Genomic DNA, 8526 nt, shown 5'->3' with positions numbered 1-8526 from the left:
CTCCAATATCTGGGCAACCACACCGCGTGCGGCTACCCCGAGTCCCTAACAGCCTCTAGCGTCGTGCAACCGGAGCGTCGTGCCATCGGGGTGCCACCCCATCGGACGTCCTCTCATCGGGTCACGGCCGGGCGGTCCGGCCGCGTTCAACCGCAGCACAGCGCAGGTGGTTCCTTTGCCGCCGGAAATGCGCTATGTGAGCGGAAACTCTGTGCAACGCTGGTTGGAGTTCGAAGGCCATGGCCGAGGGTACTGTGGACTATTACGCGATGGTCGAAGAGGCTTGGCAGCTCAGCGACACCGCGCGCGACTATGTGAAGAACGCCGGCCGCGAGGTGGACAACACCGAGCTGTGGGAGAAGGTGTTCGCCTCCTCACCGCTGATCGACCTGGAGCGCACCCGCGCCGAAGGCGGCCAGCCGCTGCAGAAGATCTTCTTCAAGAACCCCTACGGCCTGCAGTACCGCGCCGACCACAAGGACTGGATCCCGTTCCGCCACGGCGCGCTCGATCCGGCCTATCTCCAGGTCATCTGACCGGCAGGGCCCGCGGAGGGTAGGGGGCGTGCATGGCACGGCTGGCGGCGGGGCAGGGCTTCGCCCTTGATCTTGCCCTTGAGTCCGGGGAGGCGCGGCTGGCGGACGGCTTCGTCGCCGATGCCTTCACCATCCTGCCCGACGCCTCCTCCATCGCCGCCGGTGCCGGCAGCCAGACCATCACCCGCAAGGTCGCCGGCCGGACGCACGCCACCACGCTCGATTATGCCGCCGCCGGCAGCGGGACGGCGGCGGCTGTCCGCTTCACCGGCCTGACCGACCGCGATCCGGGCGGCGCCCTGCGCTACCGGATCGAGGGGCTGGACGTCGCCCTGACCGGCGGGACGCTCGACCGGCTCGGTGCCCGCGTCTTCCAGCAGATCGACGGCTTCGTCGGGGCGGACGGCAACGACAGCGTCCATCTGGGCATTCCGGGCGGGCGGAGCTTCGACGGCGGCGGCGGCACCGACCGTGCCGTCTACGGTGCCGATCCGCGCCGCTATGCCCTGCAGGATGGCGCCTACCGGGCGGAGGCGCCGGTGGTGGTGGCGCTCGACGGCAGCGGCCGGCGCTATGGCGTGGTGTCGAGCCGCGGCGCCGACACCCTGACCGACGTCGAACTGCTCACCATCGACGGCCGCACCGCCGCTCCGGCAGCCTTCGCCTTCGATGCGCGGAGCTATCTGGCGGCCAACCGCGATCTCGCCGTCGCCTTCGGCGACGATGTGGTCGCGGCGGCGGCCCATTATGCCTGGAACGGCCGGAACGAGAGGCGGAGCCTCGGCGGTTTCGACGCGCTGGGCTATCTGGGCGCCAACCCGGACGTGCTGGCGGCGGTCGGCGTGAATGCCGACGCCGCCCTGCGGCATTACCTGGCCTATGGTGCCCGCGAAGGGCGGACGGCCGGCTTCGACCCCTACGGCTATCTCGCCTCCAACCTGGACGTGCTGGCCGCCTACGGGGCCGACCCGGTGGCGGCGCTGACCCATTATGCCCGGTTCGGCCTGCGCGAGGGACGGACGGCGACCGGTTTCGATGCGCTCGGCTACATCGCCTCCTATCCCGACCTGATCGCCGCCTTCGGCACCGACGGCAGGGCCGCCACCCGCCACTATCTGAGCGACGGGCGGCGGGAAGGGCGTGGCGTGACCTTCGACGCGGCCGCCTATCTGGCCGCCAACCCCGACGTGGCTTCGGCCACCGGCGGCAATGCCGCGGCGGCCGAAGCCCATTACATCGGCTTCGGCCTGCGCGAGGGCCGGATGCTGCGTCCCGGTCCAAGCCCGATCGCTCATCCGACCGTGAGCTTGGGCGAGCGGCTCGCCGTCCCCGTCTGGGCGGCGGATCTGCTGCTGCAAGGGGCGCCGCAAGGGGTGCCGCAGGGAATGCCGGTGGCGGTGACCGGCACGGTCGGCAACGACACGCTGAGCGGCAGCGCCGCCTATGACGCGCTGGGCAACCCAATCACGGACGCAGTGGACGGGCTGGCCGGGATCGACAGCTTCGTGCTGACCGGTGCGATCGCCTCCTACTCCCTCTCGATCGATTCCAGCGGCGCTCTAATGGTCGGCGGACCCGACGGCACCGACACGCTGATCGGCATCGAGCTGCTGCAGGCCACCGACGGGATCTATCCGGTCGGCTCGCTGGTCGGCTTCTCCCAGCCGTCGCTGACCGGGCTGACCGTCTCGGTCTCGGCTTCGGCCGGCAACGATTACCTGGTGGGCGGGATCCAGGGCGACGCCATCGGCGGCGGGGCGGGGAACGACACCATCGCCGGGCTGGGCGGCAGCGACACGCTGTTCGGCAATGCCGGCAACGACGTCCTGCTGGGCGGCGACGGCGTCGATCAACTGGAGGGTGGGGCGGGCAACGACCTGATGTTCGGCGGGCCGGGGAACGACCTGATGCGGGGCGACCTCATCGACGTCGTCGGCAACGACACCCTGCTGGGCGAGGACGGCAACGACTGGCTCGATGCCGGGGCGGGCAACGACTGGCTGGACGGCGGCGGCGGCAACGATACGCTTTACGGTGGGCTGGGCGGCGACGTGCTGCGCGGCGGTGACGGCGACGACGTGCTGTTCGGCGACGTCTATTCCGACCGCAGCCACGAGATCTCGGTCAACCCCAACGACACCGTCACCGGTTACGAGGATGTGCTGCTGGGCGGCGCCGGCAGCGACACGCTGGTCGGCGGCCATGGCGCCGATCTGATGGACGGCGGTGCCGGCGCCGACGTCTTCTCCATCCGCAACCTGAACGAATCCACCCTGGCCGCTCCCGACGTCATCCTCAACTTCAACGGCGCCGTCGTGGCGGCGGAGGCGCTGAAGGGGCTGGCGAGCTATGCCACCGCCGGCGCCGAGGGTGACCGCATCGACCTGTCGGAGATCGACGCCATTGCCGGCATCGCCGGGAACGACGCCTTCACCTTCATCGGCACCGCCGGCTTCACCGCGGCCGGCCAGCTGCGCTATCAGGCATCCGGCTCGGCGACGCTGATCGAGGGTGACGTGAACGGCGACCGGACGGCCGATTTCCGCATCCAGGTCGACATCGCCAACTACAGCTTCTCCGCCTTCGATTTCGTGCTGTAGGCGGCGATGTTCACCCTCATCAAGCCCGAACGGTTCGAGCAGGAGATCAAGAGAAGCCGCTTCCTGGCCCAGGCCGCCCCGGCCGGCAGCGAGGAGGAGGCGCGCCGCTTCATCGCCGCGTCCAGCATCCCGGATGCCGGTCACAATTGCTGGGCCTTGCGGGTCGGCGACGTCTATCGCTTCAGCGACGACGGCGAACCGGGCGGGACGGCCGGGCGGCCGATCCTTCAGGCCATCGAGGGCCAGGATCTCGACCGGGTGGCGGTGGTGGTCAGCCGTTGGTTCGGGGGCATCCTGCTGGGGGCGGGCGGGTTGGTGCGCGCCTATGGCGGCACGGCGGCGAGCTGCCTGAAGGCGGCGGAGCGCGAGCCCATCGTCGCCTACGCCATCCTGTCCGTCGCCTGCGCCTTCGCCGACGAGGCGCGCATCCGCTCCGGCCTCGGCAGTTTTCCCGGCGCGCGGGCGGAGACTGCCGGCTTCACCGCGGACGGCGTCCAGCTTCACGTCACGCTTCCCCGTGACCGGGCGGACGCGTTCATCCGGCTGGTGGCCGACATCTCCCGTGGCCAAGCCGTGGTGGAACGCGCCGGAGAGTGAACGGGATAATGCCCGTTTTCCATAAGCTTTCTTACGCGTCTCTATTCATGAAATCATGAATGTAAATAATGATTTCATGGTTTGGAGTCTTGCCGCGACACGGCCCAGATTTACCTCTTTTTCGTGCACTCTAAAGGTCTCGTTCCCGCAAATAGGAAATTCCGATCAATCACGGCCGGATGTGGCGTCGATCCAAAGCAACGTCCTGAAATCGCATTCCTACTCTTAAGATTTCCTGCAAGTGATCGCCCATTCTTGCCGGCGATACCCCGACTTATCGGGTTGTGAGAGCCGTTCTCTTCCTCACATTTGGTAGAGGACGGCCACACGGCCCAACCAATATTTCTGTCATCAAAATACCGCCGCCCTCGTCCTGCGGCCACGAAGGAGGACCATCCGTGCGCGACGTACTGATTGCGGACGCCAGCCTCGACGACCTCGACCTGCTGCTCGACCGTTGCCGGTCCGACGTCCGGATCGTCCGGGTGGCGGCCGACGAGGATGGTGGAAAGGCCTTGGCCGACGCACTCGCCGGCCGCCCCCCCGCCATCCATCTTCTGGCCCATGGCGAGCCGGGCGCGGTCCGGCTGGGGGTCCGTCCACTCGACATCGCGGCGCTCGAAACGGACAGGCACTCCTGGCCGCAGGCGCCGGGTACCGAGATCCTGATCCATGCCTGCGATACCGGCGCCGACGGCGGCCGCTTCGCCGCGGCCCTCGCCCAGGCGACCGGCGCCCGCGTTGCCGCCGCCAGCCACCCGGTCGGCCATCCGTCGCTGGGTGCCTCCTGGGAGCTCGACGTGACCACCGGTCCGATCCGGGCGGCCCTGCCCGTCTCCGACACCGGATCCTGGGTCCACCGGCTGGCCTACACCGGCACGCCGACCGACGGCGACGACACGCTGGTCGGCGACGACACCGGCAACACGATCAATGGCGGTGCCGGCAACGACAGCATCGTCGGCGGCACCGGCAACGACAGCCTGGTCGGCGGGATCGGCGACGATACGCTGGTCGGCGGCGGCAACAGCGGCCAGTCGGCCGGCGACACGCTGAACGGCGGGCTGGGCGGCGACCATTATGTCGGTGGCAACGGCTTCACCATCGTCACCTACGAGAATGCCACCACCGGCATCACGCTGGACCTGACCAACGGCGCCAACAACACCGGCGAGGCCGCCGGCGACACCTTCGTCGACATCCAGCGCTGGGTCGGATCGGAGCATGACGACAGCCTGACCGCCGGCGACACCGCGGTGTGGTTCTGGGGCCATGGCGGCAACGACCTGGAGCATGGCGGTGCCGGCAACGACACGTTGGAGGCCGGTGACGGCAACGACACCGTGTTCGGCGGCGGCGGCAACGACCTGATCTATGGCCGTGCCGACAATGACGAGCTGCATGGCGATGCCGGCAACGACACGGTGGCCGGCGGCGGCGGTGCCGACCTGATCTATGGCGGGGACGGCAACGACCTGCTGAAGGGCGACTGGGAACGCGACACCATCCATGGCGGCGACGGCGACGACACCATCCTCGCCGGCATCGTCAGCGCCGGCAGCTATGGCCAGGCCCAGGCCGACCAGATCTTCGGCGAGGCCGGGAACGACCGCTACATCGTGGTCAGCCAGTATGACGCCGGCACCGTCAGCTTCGACGGCGGCGAGGGTACCGACACGCTCGAGATCCATTCCGACGATCTCAGCAGCTACAACGGCTACGACCTGGAATATTATACCGACGTCGCCTCCCCCGCGATCGACCTGACGGGGATGACGCTGGCCGGGGTGGAACGGCTGGAGCTGACCGGCAGCAAGGCGCATGACGTCACGCTGACCGGCGTTCAGGCGGCCGGCTTCGAGGTCATCGCCGGCAGCGCGGCGTCCGACACCCTGCGCATCGCCGGCAGCGCCGACCTGTCGGCGGTGGCGATGTCCGGCATCGAGGCCATCGAGGTCACCGGCAGCAACGCCACCCTGACGCTCGCCGCCTCGCAACTGGCCGGGCTGGCGCTGACCGGCAACGGCAACGCGCTTGCGGTCGCCGCGTCCGGGACCGGAGCGACCGTGGACCTGTCCGGCGCCGTCGGCTTCGGCCGGGTCGCCCTGACTGGTACCGCCGGGGCCGACGACCTGACCGTCGGGGCCGGGGCGACCGTCATCGGCAACGGCGGCGACGACGTCATCCGCATCGCCGCTGGCACTGCCGGTGCGGTCACCATCGCCGACGCCGCCGTCGGCGACCGGTTGGTGATGACGGGCGCCGACCTTTCCGCCATGCAGGTCGAGACGGGCGCCGGCTCCACCACCCTGCGGGTCGGCACCGATCTGGCGGTGACCCTGACCGGCAGCTTCGCGGCCAGCCAGTTCCAGGTCGGCAGCGGCGGCAGCGTCACCATCGTTCAAGCCAACGGCGCTCCGGTGGCGGAAGCCGACAAGACGGTGACGGCGCAGGCCGCTGCGCCGGTCGCGCTCGGCATCGTCGCCCCGACCGACGCCGACGGCGATGCGCTGACGGTAACCGTCACCGGCCTGCCGGCCGGCGGCACCATCCGGCTGGCCGACGGCACGGCGGTGACCGCCAATCAGAGCCTGACGACCGCCCAGCTCGCCGCCCTGACCTTCACCGCGGCGGCTGGTACGATCGGCGATGCCGGGTCCTTTACCTACACCGTTTCCGACGGTCATGGCGGCAGCGCCGGCCAGAGCGTGGCGCTGACGGTGAATGCCGCCCCGGTGGCGGAAGCCGACAAGGCGGTCATGGCCCAGGCCGCCACCCCGGTGGCGCTCGGCATCGCCGCCCCGACCGACGCCAACGGCGACGCCTTGACGGTGACGGTGACCGGCCTGCCGGCCGGCGGCACCATCCGGCTGGCCGACGGCACGGCGGTGACCGCCAATCAGAGCCTGACGACCACCCAACTCGCCGCCCTGACCTTCACCGCGGCGGCCGGCACGGTCGGCGCCGCCGGTTCCTTCGCCTACACCGTCGCCGACGGTCATGGCGGCAGCGCCGGCCAGAGCGTAACGCTGACGGTGAACGCCGCCCCGGTGACGGACGCCGACAAGACGGTGACGGCGCGGCAGGACGCGGGTCCGGTGGCGCTCGGCATCGCCGCCCCGACCGACGCCAACGGCGATGTGCTGAGCGTGACGGTGACCGGCCTGCCGACCGGCGGTGCCTTGACCCTCGCCGACGGCACCGCGGTGACGGCCAACCAGAGCCTGACGCTCGCCCAGCTTGCCGCCCTGACCTTCACCCCGGCGACCGGCACCGTCGGCAATGCCGGGTCCTTCGCCTATCGGGTGGAGGACGGTCATGGCGGCGTCGATACCCAGACCATCGGCCTGACGGTGGAGGCCGCCCCGGTCGTCTCGCCGCCCCCTCCCCCGCCGCCGCCCGTCACCTCCTCGCCGGAGCCTGTCGTGGAACCGGCGGTCAACAGCGCCCCGGTGGTCCAGGCCGACAAGACGGTGAGTGCCCAGGACCGGACGGCGGTGTCGCTCGGCATCGCTGCCCCCACCGATGCCGACGGCGACGCGCTGACGGTCACGGTGACCGGCCTGCCCGGCGGCGGTACCGTGCGGATGGCCGACGGCAGCGCCGTGGCGGTCAACCAGACCCTGACGGCGGCCGACCTGCCGGCGTTGACCTTCCTGGCCGCCGACGGCATGGCGGGCAATGCCGGGTCCTTCGCCTACCGGGTCGATGACGGCCATGGCGGCGTCGCGGCACAGTCCATCGCCCTGCAGGTGGCGCCGTCCGCCGATCCGGCTTCCACCACGCCCCAGGCACCGGCCGCCGGCGGGCTGCCGGCCGGCTTCAACGCGCTCGCCTACATCGCCTCCTACCCGGATCTGATCGCCGCCTTCGGCACCAACACCGAGGCGGCGACCCAGCATTACCTGCAGGCCGGGCAGGCGGAGGGGCGGACGGTGACCTTCAACCCGCTGGCCTACACCGCCTCGTACCCTGACCTGATCGGGGCCTTCGGTACCGACGCGGACGCAGCGGCCCGGCATTACATCCAGTCCGGCTACAGCGAGGGACGGTCGCCGAACTTCGACGGCCTGGCCTACATCGCCTCCTATCCGGACCTGACCGCGGCTTTCGGCACCAATGCCGAGGCAGGCACCCGCCACTTCATCCAGAGCGGCTATGCCGAGGGGCGGAGCGTCACCTTCGACGGCTACAACTACCTAGCGGCCAACCACGACGTGGCGCTTGCCTTCGGCATCGACGCCAATGCCGCGGCCCAGCATTACATCCAGTTCGGCCAGGCGGAAGGCCGGCCGGCCCAGGGCTTCGATGCGCTGCGCTACATCGCCAGCAACCCGGACCTGATCCAGGCCTTCGGTCCCGACGTCCAGGCGGCCGAAATCCACTATGTCCGGAACGGCTACACCGAGGGCCGTTCGCTGACCGCCTTCGACCCGGCGGCCTATCTGGCGACCAATCCGGAGATCGCCACGGAGTTCGGTACCAGCCCCGCCGCGGTCGAGCTTGCCTACATCAAGCGCAGCACCTCCACCGCAGCGGCCGCCATGGCCGCGGGCGAGGGAGAGGCTCCCATCGCCGTCACCATGCTGGCGGCCGGGATGACCGGGGCGCAGTCGCTGGGGATCGGCGGCGGGTTCTACGACGGATCTTCGTCCGGCATGGCCTCCGGCCTGCTGGCGTCCGGCGATGGCGGACTGTCCACCCGGCAGCGGACGGAGCTTCCCGCCTGACGATCCGGCCCGGCCATCCTTTCGATGGTAGTGCCGGAGGACATGGCGGGAAGATCGGAAGGG

4 protein-coding genes are annotated in these 8526 nt (G+C 70.1%); all 4 read left to right on the top strand.

The window, feature by feature from the left end; genetic code table 11:
* Positions 1–239: 239 nt before the first annotated feature.
* The 4 genes from JHL17_RS25815 to JHL17_RS25800 all read left to right on the top strand — a co-directional run bounded on the left by JHL17_RS25815 (position 240) and on the right by JHL17_RS25800 (position 8463).
* Positions 240–536: a hypothetical protein gene (locus tag JHL17_RS25815; protein ID WP_044553747.1), complete on the top strand. Its 297-nt coding sequence runs from the start codon at positions 240–242 to the stop codon at positions 534–536.
* A gap of 32 nt (positions 537–568) precedes the next feature.
* Positions 569–3136, top strand: coding sequence for a calcium-binding protein (locus JHL17_RS25810; RefSeq protein ID WP_200197547.1), 2568 nt, complete (start codon positions 569–571; stop codon positions 3134–3136).
* Between the two features lie 6 nt (positions 3137–3142).
* A complete protein-coding gene (locus tag JHL17_RS25805) occupies positions 3143–3733 on the top strand; it encodes an IMPACT family protein (RefSeq protein ID WP_200197546.1) in 591 nt (196 codons plus the stop codon).
* 398 nt (positions 3734–4131) lie between these two features.
* A complete protein-coding gene (locus tag JHL17_RS25800; RefSeq protein ID WP_200197545.1) occupies positions 4132–8463 on the top strand; it encodes an Ig-like domain-containing protein in 4332 nt (1443 codons plus the stop codon).
* Positions 8464–8526 lie beyond the last annotated feature (63 nt).

The sequence above is a fragment of the Azospirillum endophyticum genome, from assembly GCF_016595245.1.
Classification (GTDB): domain Bacteria; phylum Pseudomonadota; class Alphaproteobacteria; order Azospirillales; family Azospirillaceae; genus Azospirillum; species Azospirillum endophyticum.
The sequence above is the reverse complement of the archived record's forward strand: the minus strand, read 5'-3'. Positions and strand labels throughout refer to the sequence as shown.